This window comes from Nocardia sp. FDAARGOS_372 (assembly GCF_002554515.1).
Lineage (GTDB): Bacteria > Actinomycetota > Actinomycetes > Mycobacteriales > Mycobacteriaceae > Nocardia > Nocardia farcinica.
This window is the reverse complement of the sequence record NZ_PDDW01000001.1, coordinates 474,299-486,943: the sequence shown is the minus strand read 5'-3', so window position 1 is coordinate 486,943 and position 12,645 is coordinate 474,299. Positions and strand designations below refer to the sequence as shown.

At 71.2% G+C, this 12,645-nt stretch carries 13 protein-coding genes and 1 tRNA gene; 5 read left to right on the top strand and 9 right to left on the bottom strand.

From position 1 onward, the window contains the following. Nucleotides 1-9: 9 nt before the first annotated feature. From CRM89_RS02505 to CRM89_RS02490, 4 genes are all read left to right on the top strand, one after another. Nucleotides 10-96: transfer RNA gene (locus CRM89_RS02505), tRNA-Leu, on the top strand. Between the two features lie 76 nt (nt 97-172). Further along, a complete protein-coding gene (locus CRM89_RS02500; protein WP_098083127.1) occupies nt 173-682 on the top strand; it encodes a monooxygenase family protein in 510 nt (169 codons plus the stop codon). 227 nt (nt 683-909) lie between these two features. Beyond that, nucleotides 910-1,533, top strand: a complete 624-nt coding sequence (locus CRM89_RS02495) for a protein-tyrosine-phosphatase (RefSeq protein WP_041560837.1) — start codon at nt 910-912, stop codon at nt 1,531-1,533. Nucleotides 1,534-1,644: 111 nt separating this feature from the next. Beyond that, nucleotides 1,645-2,055, top strand: a complete 411-nt coding sequence (locus CRM89_RS02490) for a hypothetical protein (protein ID WP_011208398.1) — start codon at nt 1,645-1,647, stop codon at nt 2,053-2,055. Between the two features lie 22 nt (nt 2,056-2,077). On the opposite strand, the gene CRM89_RS02485 is transcribed toward CRM89_RS02490, so the two are convergent. From CRM89_RS02485 to CRM89_RS02445, 9 genes are all read right to left on the bottom strand, one after another. After that, nucleotides 2,078-2,986, bottom strand: coding sequence for an acyl-CoA thioesterase II (locus CRM89_RS02485; RefSeq protein ID WP_011208397.1), 909 nt, complete (start codon nt 2,984-2,986; stop codon nt 2,078-2,080). Continuing rightward, on the bottom strand, nt 2,986-4,407 hold the full coding sequence (gene pyk / locus CRM89_RS02480) for a pyruvate kinase (RefSeq protein WP_011208396.1): 1,422 nt from the start codon (nt 4,405-4,407) through the stop codon (nt 2,986-2,988). The genes CRM89_RS02485 and pyk overlap by 1 nt, the downstream gene beginning before the upstream one ends. Nucleotides 4,408-4,546: 139 nt before the next feature. Then, a complete protein-coding gene (locus CRM89_RS02475; RefSeq protein ID WP_060592425.1) occupies nt 4,547-5,095 on the bottom strand; it encodes a TM2 domain-containing protein in 549 nt (182 codons plus the stop codon). Between the two features lie 78 nt (nt 5,096-5,173). Next, on the bottom strand, nt 5,174-6,664 hold the full coding sequence (locus tag CRM89_RS02470; protein WP_098086860.1) for a prolipoprotein diacylglyceryl transferase: 1,491 nt from the start codon (nt 6,662-6,664) through the stop codon (nt 5,174-5,176). An 84-nt stretch (nt 6,665-6,748) separates the two neighbouring features. Further along, the gene (trpA, locus tag CRM89_RS02465; protein ID WP_098083126.1) at nt 6,749-7,549 is read right to left on the bottom strand and encodes a tryptophan synthase subunit alpha; all 801 of its coding nucleotides are present in this window, start codon (nt 7,547-7,549) and stop codon (nt 6,749-6,751) included. Next, complete coding sequence (trpB, locus tag CRM89_RS02460; RefSeq protein ID WP_098083125.1) at nt 7,546-8,817, bottom strand: tryptophan synthase subunit beta; 1,272 nt, start codon at nt 8,815-8,817, stop codon at nt 7,546-7,548. Before trpB ends, trpA begins: the two co-directional genes overlap by 4 nt. After that, nucleotides 8,817-9,635: an indole-3-glycerol phosphate synthase TrpC gene (gene trpC, locus CRM89_RS02455; protein ID WP_011208391.1), complete on the bottom strand. Its 819-nt coding sequence runs from the start codon at nt 9,633-9,635 to the stop codon at nt 8,817-8,819. The genes trpB and trpC overlap by 1 nt, the downstream gene beginning before the upstream one ends. 184 nt (nt 9,636-9,819) lie before the next feature. Then, on the bottom strand, nt 9,820-10,542 hold the full coding sequence (locus tag CRM89_RS02450) for a TIGR02234 family membrane protein (protein WP_098083124.1): 723 nt from the start codon (nt 10,540-10,542) through the stop codon (nt 9,820-9,822). Continuing rightward, complete coding sequence (locus CRM89_RS02445) at nt 10,539-12,089, bottom strand: anthranilate synthase component I (RefSeq protein WP_011208389.1); 1,551 nt, start codon at nt 12,087-12,089, stop codon at nt 10,539-10,541. Before CRM89_RS02445 ends, CRM89_RS02450 begins: the two co-directional genes overlap by 4 nt. 78 nt (nt 12,090-12,167) lie before the next feature. Here CRM89_RS02445 and CRM89_RS02440 point away from each other — a divergent pair, with 78 nt between their 5' ends. Beyond that, nucleotides 12,168-12,629: a peroxiredoxin gene (locus tag CRM89_RS02440; protein ID WP_098083123.1), complete on the top strand. Its 462-nt coding sequence runs from the start codon at nt 12,168-12,170 to the stop codon at nt 12,627-12,629. The last annotated feature ends 16 nt before the right edge of the window (nt 12,630-12,645 follow it).

Sequence of the window (12,645 nt, the reverse complement as noted above, 5' to 3'; positions counted from 1 at the left end):
ACCCGGTGCGCCGAGTTGGCGGAACTGGCAGACGCGACGGTCTCAAAAACCGTTGTCCGAAAGGACGTGTGGGTTCGAGTCCCACACTCGGCACCATCTCTCCCGTTCGGGTCGAACCATTCCACCGCCTCCACCGTGTCACCTCCGAGACGTCGAGCTCGGGAGGCTCCCCATGCGCGTGGACCGCACCACGGTGGATCTGGCCGCGTATCCGGACCTGGTGGTGATCCTGCTCGGCATGCGGGTGCGCCGCCCGCGGGGGCTGCTGCGGTTGCTCGGGGTGGGGCCGAAGCTGTACCGCTCGCACCGGGACCGGCCCGACGGGCTGCTGCTGCACGAGGACGTCGTCTGGGGCCTCGTCCCGCCGCACTGGGGCGCGCGGCAGTACTGGCGCGATCTGGAGAGCCTGGAGCGGTGGACCAGGAGCGCGCCGCACCGGCAGTGGTGGCAGGAATTCCTGCGCGATTCCGGCGGCACCGGATTCTGGCACGAGGCGTATTTCCGGCGCGGCGGTATCGACGCGATGTACGACGACATGCATCCGGCTGCGGGGCTGGCCCGATTCGCCCCGGTGATTCCGGCGCGCGGGCCGATGTTCTCCACCCGCGGGCGGGTCCTCGGGGAGGTCGCGCCGCCGCCCGTCGTCCCCGAATCCCGCTATTACCCGGGCGAATCCGAGTGAGCGACGCCACAATCATCGACGAGGACCTCGGGGGATCGAACCCGATACGCACGGGGTAAGTTGCCGGTGGAACGAGCGCGGAATCATGACCGTCGCGCATTCTCCGGTCGAATATCCGGGCGCGCAGTGTGTACGGCACGCAAAGTCCAGATGAATATGTCGATGCGGACCTGTGATAAGGACTTTCTTGCCTTCTACGGGTCCGAAGTCGGCTTTACCGTATGCTCATGCACGTCCTGTTCGTCTGCAACGGCAATGTCTGCCGGTCGGCGATCGCCGAACGGCTCACCCGAGCCATCGCGGTCGAACACCGGCTGCCCGGCCTGACCGCCGAGAGCGCAGGCACCCGCGCGCTGGTCGGCTTCCCCATCGAACCGCTGGCCGCGCAGACCCTGCTCGGCCTGGGCGGCGACCCCGAGGGATTCCGCGCCCGCAAGCTGAAGCCGGAGTACATCGACCGCGCCGATCTGGTGCTGACCATGACCGAGCAGATCCGCGACCAGGTGGCCGAGATGGCCTTCGGCGCCGGTTCCCGCACCTTCACCCTGCTCGAGGCGCACCGCATCGCCAAGGTCACCGGCGCGCGCTCGATCGCCGATCTGCACGCCGCCCGCAACGATCTGTCGCTGGTGGGACGGGAGAACATCGCCGACCCGGTCGGCCTGTCCGAGGCCGCCTTCTGCGAGGTCGGCGACCGGATCGCCGAGGCGCTGGTGCCGCTGCTGCTGGCCCTGGCGCCGCACGAACACCGCCTGCGCGCCGCGGAGCACCGGCGTCCCGGGCTGGTTCTCGCCCCGCGGATCCCCGCCGCACCCCCGTCCACCTTCCTCGCCGCCCAGCGGACCCGCTGAGCGGGACCGAAAATCTCACCCCCGGCCTATGTCGCTGTCGCGCACCCAGGGATTACACTGCCCGCGAACACCTTCCGCCGTTGACGGTTCGACACGGGACAGGAATCAGACATGCCGAAACGCATTTCGGATGTTTCGCTCCATGTGTATGCGACTCCCGAAATCCTCGATCAGGTCGTCGACACCGTCCGGGCGGTGGTGGACGACCACCTCCAGGAGCGCGATGTCTTCGCCTGGCGCTTCACCCTGCCGGTCGACACCGACGACCCGGCCCACCGGCTGCTGGAGACCCAGTGGCTGCTCGACCATCCCGGTGAGCAGCCCGACGGGCGCGGCACCTACGAGATCGCGCTGAGCCTGGTCGGCGCGCCCACCGACCTCACGGCGGCGGGGCTGGCGGCGCTGGAGGACCGGCTGATGCTCGAAACCTCCTGCGGCTGTTTCGATCTCGACGTGCCGCGCACCATCACCACGCAGCGGCGGGACAGCTACGACTACGAATTCGAGCGCGAGATCCTCTGACCGGCGGGCACCGCCGCCGCGTTCACCGGCGCGACGGGAAATGCCGGATCAGTCCCTCCTGCACGGTGGTGGCCAGCAGGTCACCCGTGCGGGAGTAGAACCGGCCGGTCGCCAGGCCCCGCGAGCCCGCCGCCACCGGCGATTCGGTGGCGTACAGTGCCCAGTCGTCGAAGCGGAACGGGCGGTGGAACCAGATCGAGTGGTTCACCGTCGCCGCCACGATCCGGTCCAGCCCCCACGACAGACCGTGCGTGGTGAGGATCGAGTCGAGCACGGTGGTGTCGGAGGAGTAGCCGAGCGTGGCCACGTGCACCAGCGGATCGTCGGGCAGCGCGCCGTCGGCGCGCATCCACACCCGGTTGTGATTGAGCCGCTCGCCGGTGCCCTTGAGAATCCAGGCCGGATCGTTCGTATAGCGCATGTCGATCGGCCGCGGCGCCTTGACGAACATCTCGAGCTTGTCCTCGAGGCCCTGGAAGCTCTCCTCCACCCGGGGCAGCGTCTCCGGGTCGGGCACCTCGGGCAAGGCGTGCGCGTGCTCGAGGCCCTTGCCCCAGTCCTGGAAGGCGGCCAGCATGACGAACAGCTCCTGGTCGTCCTGCACGGCGGTGACGGTGCGGTTGGCGAAGGCGCGCCCGTCGCGGTGGCGCACCACCCGGTACTCGATCGGCTTCTTCGGGTCACCGCCGCGCACGAAATGCGCGTTCACCGCGTGCACCGGCCGGTCGCCGACGGTGCGGCCCGCGGCCATGATCGCCTGCGCGACGAGCTGGCCGCCGAAGGTCCGGCTCCACACCTTCTCCGGGTGGTGGCCGATGAAGACGTCGGGCTCCACCTCGTCGAGTTCGAGCAGCCCGAGCAGCACATCCAGGTCGGAGCGCTCCGCCGGCGCCTGCTCGGCGCCGACGGAATCGCTCAGCGATATGCTCACTAATGGTCCTCCTCACCGATGCGGTGCACGTGGATCAGGTTGGTGGAACCGACAGTACCGGGCGGGGAGCCCGCCACGATCACCACGAGATCACCCTTGCTGTAGCGCCCCATCGACAGCAGCGCCTGGTCGACCTGGTGGATCATCGCGTCGGTGCTGTCCACGGTCGGCACGATGAAGGTCTCGGTACCCCAGGTCAGCGCCAGCTGGCTGCGCACCTCGGGCAGCGGGGTGAACGCCAGCAGCGGCAGCGGCGTGTGCAGCCGGGCCAGCCGGCGCACCGTGTCACCGGATTGCGTGAACGCCACCAGCGCCTTGGCGTTGAGCCGTTCGCCGATGTCACGGGCGGCGTAGGAGATGACGCCGCGCTTGGTGCGCGGCACGTGGGTCAGCGGCGGCACCCGGGTCGAGGATTCGGCCTCCACCGCGTGCACGATGCGGGCCATGGTGCGGACGGTCTCGATCGGGAACGCGCCCACCGAGGTCTCACCGGACAGCATCACCGCGTCGGCGCCGTCGAGCACCGCGTTGGCCACGTCGGAGGCCTCGGCGCGGGTCGGGCGGCTGTTCTCGATCATCGATTCCAGCATCTGGGTGGCGACGATGACCGGCTTGGCGTTCTCGCGCGCCATCTGGATCGCGCGCTTCTGCACCAGCGGCACCTGCTCGAGCGGCAGCTCCACGCCCAGATCGCCGCGGGCGACCATGATGGCGTCGAAGGCCAGCACGATGGCCTCCAGGTTGTCGATGGCCTCGGGCTTCTCCAGCTTGCCGATCACCGGCACCCGCCGGCCGACCTTGTCCATCACGTCGTGCACCAGCTCGACGTCGGCGGGCGAGCGCACGAACGACAGCGCGATGAAGTCGACGCCCAGGTCGAGCGCGAATTCCAGATCCTCGATGTCCTTGTCCGACAGCGCGGGCACCGAGACGTCCATGCCGGGCAGCGACACGCCCTTGTTGTTGGACACCGGGCCGCCCTCGGTCACCCGGCACACCACGTCATTGCCCTCGACGCGGGTGACGGTGAGTCCGACCTTGCCGTCGTCGACGAGCAGCCGGTCGCCGGGCTTGGCGTCCTGGGCCAGCTGCTTGTAGGTGGTGGAGACCCGATCGTGGGAGCCGTCGATGTCGTCGACCGTGATGCGGACCTCCTCCCCGGTCGCCCACACCGTGCGGCCCTCGGCGAAGCGGCCGAGGCGGATCTTGGGGCCCTGTAGGTCGGCGAGAATGCCGACCGCACGGCCGAGATGGTCGGAGGCCTGGCGGACCTTCTTGTAGTTCTCGGCATGGTCGCTGTGCTCGCCGTGGCTGAAATTCAGCCGCGCGACGTCCATGCCGCTCTCGACGAGTTCGCGGATACGGTCCTCGGTGGCAGTGGCCGGTCCGAGCGTGCACACAATCTTCGTCCGTCGCATCACGGGTAGAGCGTAGTCCTGTCACCGGCGTGGGGCCCGTCCCGGCCTCGATGAAGAATTGGTGAACTGGGCCGGGCCCGGAACGCGACGGGCACCCGCCCCGGAGGGGGAGGGTGCCCGGATGCCTGCCGACCGGTCGCGATCAGTCGCGCAGCGGACGTCCCTGCGCGTCGGGCACCTTGCCGGTGAGCATCATGATGCCGTCGACCAGCGGCCAGATGGCGCCGATACCGCAGGTCAGCCAGGTGACGGCGATCTGCGCGATGGCGATGCCGGTGTAACCGGTGTAGAAGCGGCCGACGCCGAAGCCGCCGAGGAAGATCTGCAACAGACCGGCGGTCAGCTTCTGCTTGTCGGAGAACGGGACACCGAACGGGTCGCGGCCGTAGGGCGCCTCGGGATCGTTCGGGTTGTACCCCTGCGGGTACGGCGCGGGCGGGTAGCCGCCGGGCTGACCGTAGCCGGGCTGCCCGTACGGCTGCTGGCCGTAGGGCTGCTGGCCGTAGGCCGCCTGCTGCGCGTACGGATCGCTCTGCTGCCCGTAGGGCTGCTGCGGCTGCTGCGCGTACGGGTCACTCTGCTGGCCGTACGGCTGCTGCTGGCCCGCGCCCTTGCTCAGATCCGGGCCGGTGCCGGGCGGGCCGTACTGCGGGCCGCCGTAGCCCGGATTCTGCTGGTAGGGGTCGGTCACTCATGTCCTCCTCATTCGTGCGGGCACCTCCTGCTGGCCCCCGGAATCGCGATCAGCTGACGGGCACGCCCGCGACGATCACGCGTCATTCTCGCCGGAGTCGACCCGATCTGTCGCCCCGGCACCCGCCGATCCGGTGGCCGACGCCGCGGTGCCCGCGGACGTCGACTCGTTATCGCGGGTGGATTCGGATTCGTTGCCACGCCCCGCACCGGACTTCCCGGCGGACTTGTCGGCAGCGGACTTCGCGGAGCCGGACTTGTCGGCAGCGGGCTGGTCGGCGGCGGAGGTGTCTGCCGCGGACTCGCCTGCGGCCGACTCCTTGTCCGCGGCGGACTTCTCCGCGGCGGTCGCGCCCGACGCGGCCTTCACGGCGGCGGCCCGGTCCGCGTCGTCCGACGAACCCGCCGCCTCGCCGGAGTCGGAGTCGGAGTCGGAGTCGGTGGCGGCGGAGTCGGTGGCGGAGGCGGAGTCGGTGGCGGAAGCATCCTTCGCGGTGTCGGCGGCATCGGCCGTACCCCGGTCCCCCTTCGCGGCGCTGCCCGGTCCACCCGTCGCGGCGGCGTCGCTGGGCGGCGTGTCCTTCGCATCGCCGTCGGTGTCCGTCGCGGTCGATGCCGTCGCGCCCGGTTGGGCCGGTCCGTTCGCCGCGACCCCGGCCGCGCGCAGCGCCGCGAGCTGCCAGGGCCACGGGCGCGTCGTGCCGCCGGGTTGCAGCCGTTCCGGCGCCTCCCGGCCCTTGGTGGCGAAGACGAAGTAGGCGATCGCGGCCAGGAACACCAGGGCGGAGGTGAAGTTGTTGATCCGGATGCCCGCGACGAGGGTCGCCTCGTCGTCGCGCATCAGCTCGACGAAGAAGCGGCCGAAGCTGTACCCGGCGACGTAGAGCGCGAACAGCCTGCCGTGGCCGATACGGAAGCGCTTGTCCAGCTGCACGAGCGCGATCACCACGAGCACGTTCCACAGCAGTTCGTAGAGGAACGTGGGGTGCACGATCTTCTCCACGACGCCGTTGGAGATGCCGTTCATCGGGTCGGGGTCGCCCGCGGCGTCGAAGCGCGGGTAGATCTCCAGGCCCCACGGCAGGGTGGTCTCGCGGCCGTAGAGTTCCTGGTTGAACCAGTTGCCCAGCCGTCCGATGGCCTGCGCGAGCAGGATCGGCGGGGCGATGGCATCGCCGAAGGCGGGCAACGGGATCCGGTAGATCCGGCAGGCGATCCAGGCGCCGATACCGCCGAGGAACACCGCGCCCCAGATGCCGAGTCCGCCCTGCCAGATGTAGAGCGCCTCGACCGGATTGCCGCCCTCCCCGAAGTACTTTCGCCAGTCCGTGGCCACGTGGTAGGCGCGGCCGCCGATCAGGCCGAACGGCACGGCGAACATCGCGACGTCGAGCACCGTGCCCTCGCGGCCGCCGCGCTGCTGCCAGCGCCGCTCACCCCACCAGATGGCGACGACGATGCCGAGGATGATGCACAGGGCGTAGGCCCGCAACGGGATCGGCCCGATATGCCACACGCCCTGCGGGGGGCTGGGAATGTAGGCCAGCACATCGCTTCGTAAGGTCACGGGGCCACCGTAGTCGAGCCGGGGCACGGCCAGCGATCCGGCCGGTACGCGACCGGCCGGGTCATCGCGCGTGCGCCGCCCGGCTCAGGAGGCGACGGTCGCCGAACGCACGCCCTCGGCGAGCTCCGAGGTGAGCGCGCGCACCGCGTCCAGCCCCTCGCCCGCGGCGCTGACCAGCGCGGAACCGACGATCACGCCGTCGGCGTAGGAGGCGATCTCGGCTGCCTGCGCACCGTTGCGCACGCCGAGGCCGACGCCGATCGGGATGTCGGAATGCGCCCGGATGCGCGCGCACAGCGCGGGCGCGGCCGAGGAGACCGCGTCGCGCGCGCCGGTGACACCCATCGTCGAGGCCGCGTAGATGAAGCCGCGGCTGGCTTCGAGCGTCTTGACCAGCCGTTCCTCGGTGGACGACGGCGCGACCAGGAAGATGCGATCGAGATTGTGGGTGGCCGAGGCGATGAACCAGTCGTCGGCCTCCTCGGGGATCAGGTTGGGCGTGATGATGCCCGCCCCGCCCGCCGCGGCCAGATCGCGGGCGAACCGCTCCACGCCGTAGCGCAACACCGGATTCCAGTAGCTCATCACCACGGCTTGGCCGCCCGCGGCGGTGATCGCCTCGACGACGGAGAACACGTCGCACACCCGCACGCCGCCGCGCAGCGCCTGCTCGGCCGCGGCCTGGATGGTCGGGCCGTCCATCACCGGATCGGAGTAGGCGACGCCGACTTCCACGATGTCGCAACCGGATTCGACCATCGCCCGGCAGGTCGCGATGGAGCCGGCCAGGTCGGGGTAGCCCGCGGGCAGGTAGCCGATCAGCGCGGCCCGGTGCTCGGCGCGCGCGGTGGCGAAGGTGTTGGCGAGGCGGGACTGCTGGCTCACTGCTGGTTCTCCTTGTCGGCGGCGGGTTCGTCGAACAGCCCGAACCAGCGCGCCGCGGTGTCCATGTCCTTGTCGCCGCGGCCGGACAGGTTGACCAGGATGATCGCGCCCTCGCCGAGTTCCTTGCCGAGCTTCAGCGCGCCCGCGACGGCGTGCGCGGACTCGATGGCCGGGATGATGCCCTCGCTGCGGCTGAGCAGCAGCAGCGCGTCCATCGCCTCGGTGTCGGTGATCGGCTGGTATTCGGCGCGCCCGATGTCCTTGAGAAAGGCGTGCTCGGGACCGACGCCCGGGTAGTCCAATCCCGCGGAGATGGAATGGGATTCGATGGTCTGCCCGTCCTCGTCCTGCAGCAGGTAGGAGTAGGCGCCCTGGAACGCGCCGGGCGAGCCACCGGCGAAGGTGGCGGCGTGCCGGCCGGTGTCGACGCCGTCGCCCGCGGCCTCGTAGCCGATCAGCCGCACGCCCGCGTCGTCGATGAAGGGGTGGAAGATGCCGATCGCGTTGGATCCGCCGCCCACGCAGGCGACCACCGCGTCGGGCAGCCGCCCGGTCAGGTCGCGCACCTGGGCACGCGCCTCGAGCCCGACGATGCGCTGGAAGTCGCGCACCATCAGCGGGAACGGGTGCGGCCCCGCGGCGGTGCCGAAGCAGTAGTAGGTGCGGTCGGCGTTGGTGACCCAGTCGCGCAGCGCCTCGTTGATGGCGTCCTTGAGCGTCTGCGAGCCGGTGGTCACCGAGACCACCTCCGCACCGAGCAGCCGCATCCGCGCCACGTTGAGCGCCTGGCGGGCGGTGTCGACCGCGCCCATGTAGATCACGCACTCCAGGCCGAGCAGCGCGCACGCGGTGGCGGTGGCGACGCCGTGCTGGCCCGCGCCGGTCTCGGCGATGACCCGGGTCTTGCCCATCCGCTTGGCCAACAGCGCCTGCCCGAGCACGTTGTTGATCTTGTGCGAGCCGGTGTGGTTGAGGTCCTCGCGCTTGAGCAGGATGCGCGCACCGCCCGCGTGCTCGGCCAGCCGGGTGCACTCGAACACCGGCGAGGGGCGCCCGGTGTAGTCCCGCTGCAGCCGGTCGAGCTCGTCGAGGAAGGTGTGGTCGGCGCGGCACTTCTCGTACTCGGCGGTGACCTCCTCGATCACGGCCATCAGCGCCTCGGGCACGTGCCTGCCGCCATAGACGCCGAAGTGGCCGCCGAGGTCCGGCTCGTGCGGGCTCGGCTGGGCGACGCCTGCGCTGGCCTTGGGCAGCTCGCTCACCCGCATCACCGCCCCCGCCGCGCCGGCTTCGGGCAGGACGGGTGGGTGCCCGCGGTCACCAGTTCCGAGACCGCCGCACGCGGGTCACCGCTGGTCACCAGGCCCTCGCCGACGAGCACGGCGTCCGCGCCCGCGCCCGCGTAGGCGAGCAGGTCGGCGGTGCCGCGGATACCGGACTCGGCCACCCGGATCACCTCGGTGGGCAGGCCGGGGGCGATGCGGGCGAACACGTCGCGATCCACCTCCAGGGTCTTCAGGTTGCGGGCGTTGACGCCGATGACGGAGGCGCCCGCCTCCAGCGCGCGGTCGGCCTCCTCCTCGGTGTGCACCTCCACCAACGCGGTCATGCCGAGCGATTCGGTGCGGTCGATCAGCGAGGCCAGCACGTCCTGTTCCAGCGCGGCGACGATCAGCAGGATGACGTCGGCGCCGTGCGCGCGTGCCTCGTGGATCTGGTAGGGCCCGACGACGAAGTCCTTGCGCAGGATCGGGATGTTCACCGTGGCCCGCACGGCGTCGAGGTCGTCGAGCGAACCGCCGAAGCGGCGGCCCTCGGTGAGCACGCTGATGACGCGGGCGCCGCCGTCCTCGTAGGCCTTGGCCAGGCTCGCCGGGTCCGGGATGTCGGCCAGCGCGCCCTTGGACGGGCTCGCACGTTTGACCTCGGCGATCACGCCGATGCCGTCTTCCAGAAGAGCGGCCCGAGCGTCGAGGGGGGCGGGCGCTTTCGCCGCGGCGGCCTTGATGGACTGGAAGTCCAGGAGGGCTTCACGAGCGGCCACGTCCGCGCGGACCCCGTCGAGAATCGAGTCGAGTACCGTCATCTGGCTCGAATCCTTTCTGGGGAGACGCCTCTTGCTGCCCAGGAATCCCCTTAGGCGCTGTCTCACCGATGTCGACAAAGAATAAATGGGCGTACCTTGCGCCGCGGCGGCGGGGTTGTCCTCGGTCGCCGGGGGCAGGTCGGGTGCGCCATGCCGTCGGGAGGGTGGTATGGGCACTCTCACGTCAGGGGGCCTTACGGTCGGTGTCGGGTCGGTCGTCGTCGGCGCGGTGGTCGTCCTCGGTGGGGTCCTCCCCCGCGTCCAGCGCGTCCCACAGCACCCGTTCGGAGAGCGCGCCACCCTCCTGGTTCCGCTGCTTGGCGACCTCCTCGGCCGCGGCGGCGCGGCGGGCGCCGGGGTTGTCGTAGCGGCCGGACAGGCCCGCCGACTCGCGCGGCATCCGCGCCAGCAGCAGGCCCGCCGCGAACGCGCACAGCGCGGCGGTCATCGTCACCACCGCCGGGAAGATCGAGGTCTGCACCTCGGTCACGGTGGCCCGGCCGGGCAGCTCGGCCAGCGCGCCCGCCCGCTCCGCGGTCGCACCGGAGCCGGTGAGCAGCGCGAAGGCCGGCACGGCGGTGACCGCGGCGACCAACGCGACCAGTACGCCCACCACCCGGCGCAGCCAGCCCCGGGTCGCCAGCACCGCCGCGACGGCCGCCAGCAGCACCAGCGCCAGCGGGGTGAGCGCACCGAACCAGGTGGCGCCGACCAGGTCGTCGGTGCGCGGTTCGGTGAGCCCGTCGGCGGAGGTGACCCGCACCCAGGTCAACCGCGAGGCGCCCCACATCAGCGCGGCCGCCACGGCCAACAGCACCACCGGTGCGATCGGGCGGCCGCCCCGCCGTGCCCGGAGCGCGCGCGACCCGCCCTCGGCGGGCGCGCGGTCCGGGTCCGGCGCGGTCACCGGGAACCGCCGTCGGCACCCGTGGGACAGGGGCGGACGGTCTCGGCGGCCGCGATCGCCTTGAGCACCGCCATCGCCTTGTTGCGCGACTCCACGTCCTCGTAGTCGGGGTCGGAGTCGGCGACCACGCCCGCACCCGCCTGCACGTAGGCCACGCCGTCCTTGAGCAGGGCGGTGCGGATGGCGATGGCGGTGTCGGCGTCGCCCGCGAAGTCGAGGTAGCCCACCACGCCGCCGTAGACGCCGCGCCGGGTGGGTTCGATCTCCTCGATCAGTTCCATCGCCCGCACCTTCGGCGCACCGGAGAGCGTGCCCGCCGGGAAGCAGGCCCGCACCGCGTCCAGGGCGATCCGGCCCGGCGCCAGACGTCCCGAGACCGTGGAGACCAGGTGCATGACGTGGCTGTAGCGCTCGATGTGCCGGTACTCGGTGACGCGCACCGTGCCCGGCTGGCACACCCGTCCCAGATCGTTGCGGCCGAGGTCGACGAGCATCAGGTGCTCGGCGTTCTCCTTCTCGTCGGCCAGCAGCCCCTTCTCCAGCAGCAGGTCGTCCTCCTCGGTGGCGCCGCGCCAGCGGGTGCCCGCGATCGGGTGCGTGGTGGCCACCCCGTCGACCACGGTCACCAGGGATTCCGGGCTGGACCCGACGATGGAGAACGCGGTGCCGCCCGAGCCGTCCGGGATGTGCATCAGGTACATGTACGGGCTCGGATTCGAGGCGCGCAGCATCCGGTACAGATCGATCGGCGCGCCGTGGTAATCCATCTCGAACCGCTGCGAGAGCACCACCTGGAACGCCTCGCCCGCCTCGATCTCCTTGACCAGCCGCCGCACCCCCGCGCCGAACTCGTCGGAGGTCAGCGACCGGCGGAACTCGGGGTCGGGCCGGTCGAACACCGAGACGGTGGAGGGCGCAGGCGCGGCCAACGCCTCGGTCATCCGGTCCAGCCGGGCGACGGCGTCGTCGTAGGCCTCGTCGACGTGCTCGGCGGTGCCGTTCCAGTTGACGGCGTTGGCGATCAGCGTGATCGCGCCCTCGTGGTGATCGAAGGCGGCCAGGTCGGTCGCCAGCAACAACACCATCTCCGGCAGCTGCAGGTCGTCGGTGGCGAGGCTGGGCAGCCGTTCCATCCGGCGCACCGCGTCGTAGCCGAGATAGCCGACCATGCCGCCGGTGAGCGGCGGCAGGCCGGGCAACCGTTCGGTGCGCAGCAGTTCCAGGGTGGCGTGCAGCGCGTCGAGCGGGTCACCGCCGGAGGGGGCGTCGGCGGGGATGTTGCCGAGCCAGGCGGCGGCGCCGTCGACGACCGTGAGCGCCGAGGGCGCGCCCGCCCCGATGAACGACCAGCGCGACCAGGACCGCCCGTTCTCCGCGGACTCGAACAGGAAGGTGCCCGCCCGGTCGGCGGCCAGCTTGCGATAGGCCGAGAGCGGAGTCTCGGAGTCCGCCAACACCTTTCGGGTCACGGGCACCACCCGGTGTTCCGCGGCCAGTTGCCGGAACTGCTCGCGGGTCGTGGTGGTGGGAGCGGTCGCGCCTGACATGGCCCCATCATCCCAGGCCGGGTCCGGTCCGGACGCGGCCGGTACCCCGGGGTCCGATTCGCCGGTACTGTCCGGGTCATGCAGACAGGCTCGCTCGCCCCGAACTTCGCCCTCCCCGATCAGACCGGGACCACCCGGACACTCGACGAGCTGCTCGGCGCCGGGCCGCTGGTGCTGTTCTTCTACCCGGCCGCCAACACCCCGATCTGCACGGCGGAGGCCTGCCACTTCCGCGACGTCAGCGGCCAGTTCGCCGCGCTGGGCGCCTCGTGCGCGGGCATCAGCACCGACTCGGTGGCCACCCAGGCCGAGTTCGCGACGGGCCGGCGGCTGGACTACCCGCTGCTGTCGGACGCCGACGGCGCCGTGGCCGCCCAGTTCGGCGTCAAGCGCGGGCTGCTCGGCCGGATCGCGCCGGTCAAGCGGCGCACCTTCGTCATCGACACCGATCGCACGGTGCTCACGGTGATCAGCAGCGAACTGAAGGCCGACACACACGCCGACGAGGCCCTCGCGTTCCTGCGCACCCGGGTGAAGTAGCCGAAACGCCGCGTCG

Bases quoted from the DNA above. Each gene is read 5' to 3' on its own strand.
- CRM89_RS02495 (WP_041560837.1), top strand. From the start codon at position 910: ATGCACGTCCTGTTCGTCTGCAACGGCAATGTCTGCCGGTCGGCGATC.
- CRM89_RS02445 (WP_011208389.1), bottom strand. From the start codon at position 12,089: ATGTCAGGCGCGACCGCTCCCACCACCACGACCCGCGAGCAGTTCCGG.
- trpB (WP_098083125.1), bottom strand. From the start codon at position 8,817: ATGCGGGTGAGCGAGCTGCCCAAGGCCAGCGCAGGCGTCGCCCAGCCG.
- trpC (WP_011208391.1), bottom strand. From the start codon at position 9,635: ATGACGGTACTCGACTCGATTCTCGACGGGGTCCGCGCGGACGTGGCC.
- CRM89_RS02490 (WP_011208398.1), top strand. From the start codon at position 1,645: ATGCCGAAACGCATTTCGGATGTTTCGCTCCATGTGTATGCGACTCCC.
- CRM89_RS02440 (WP_098083123.1), top strand. From the start codon at position 12,168: ATGCAGACAGGCTCGCTCGCCCCGAACTTCGCCCTCCCCGATCAGACC.
- CRM89_RS02500 (WP_098083127.1), top strand. From the start codon at position 173: ATGCGCGTGGACCGCACCACGGTGGATCTGGCCGCGTATCCGGACCTG.